At 33.4% G+C, this 1,477-nt stretch carries 2 protein-coding genes; one reads left to right on the top strand and one right to left on the bottom strand.

The features are described from left to right. Nucleotides 1–203, bottom strand: a 203-nt coding sequence (locus AC1DCY_RS27095; RefSeq protein WP_477355765.1) for a hypothetical protein, incomplete at its 3' end; no start/stop codon positions are given. A 326-nt stretch (nt 204–529) separates the two neighbouring features. Here AC1DCY_RS27095 and AC1DCY_RS27100 point away from each other — a divergent pair. Further along, a complete protein-coding gene (locus tag AC1DCY_RS27100) occupies nt 530–910 on the top strand; it encodes a VOC family protein (protein ID WP_477355768.1) in 381 nt (126 codons plus the stop codon). Nucleotides 911–1,477: the final 567 nt, after the last annotated feature.

A 1,477-nucleotide genomic window follows, 5' to 3' on the forward strand; every position in this document is an offset into this window, starting at 1 on the left:
CTTAAATGGTCAATGGCTAACGTCACTGCACCTTCCTCCGTCTCAATCAAAGACAATCCTTTTTTAATAGGACTCCAATACTCATATCCGCAGTCTTCCTGCCACATATATACCTCTGTGGTAAAAAGACCATCCTTACGCTTAATAATTTGAACTTTATATTGATTACTCGGAGACAACATTTCTTTTAGCACTTGTTCCATTAGTTCACCATCTTTACTGGTAATAATGTGTATAGTATAGCATCAATGGTCTGTCTTCAAGTAAAGCCTAAAGCCTCCGTTAGTTTAAGTGCGATTCTTCACAAATTCTTAGATATTCGCAATTAAAAGCGGATCACACCGTATTTATTAATCTCCTCAAAATGTGAAGTAATTTAAAACCCCTTAAATTTAAAATGTAGAATGTATTCAGTCCTTTGGATGAATGATAAAACAATTAAATTTTGTATTATTAACATTGGTAATACAAATCATTTCAACTCGTTATCACTTTGATGTAACTATTTTTTATCTATGGAGGCTTGAAAATGGAAATTAATATGCGTTTAGAATTGTTCGTACAAAATTTGAAAAGGTCTGTTGACTTTTATAAAAATGTAATTCAATTAGAGTTATATTCTCAAAATGAAACTAGTGCTAGATTTAAATCGAAAAATCTTAATTTACTTTTAACGCAACAGAATATCCTTTCAAACGACCATTATTTCAGCAATATTAATACCTCTCGAAAAGGAATGGGGGTAGAGATAATCATTATTGTTCCTGATATCCAAAGCTTTCATCAACGTGTATGCGAGATGCAAATTGAATTAGAATCCCAACTAAAACAACAAGAATGGGGCCTGAAAGATTTTCGTTTGGTCGATCCAGATGGATATTATTTAAGAATATCTTCATCCCCTAAATGAACACTCGGTTTTATTTACTCTTTTTATATTTAAAATGATTTAATCTTTCTTCAAGGATGATAATTCTAACTATCATCCTTTTTGACTATTGCTACGCTCTTTGGTCGTACTATACACAAGAGTATTTTTGAAAAGTCTTTTGTGACATGAACGACAATATGTTTACTTGCTAAATGTGATGAAATATTGTCGTGCATATCTGAATTTTCTTCATAAAAGCTACTCTTGCTGCACATTTTCTTTCAGATATTCATTCAATGTAGTAATGGAATTTAAAATTCCGCATTGATATATCTGTTAAAAGTAACCTTCTTCTTCAACTAAACTGCCTCGTTACTTGAATAAAAAACAAGAGCTGTCCAAAGCACACGTTTGTTTATTAAGAATAGCGACGCTACTTCCACAATCGCGCCCTGATTCGTATTATAAGGTCAGCCAGAAAATATTTCTGGTTGACCATTTTTTATATCGATATATGATAACGGTAGCCGGGGTAGAACGTTCGCGCCCGTGGGGCTAAGACCCCGTCCGCAAAACAGTTCGCCCCCTACTTGTAGAAACATGTTT

It is taken from the genome of Lysinibacillus sp. 10T31, assembly GCF_056394365.1.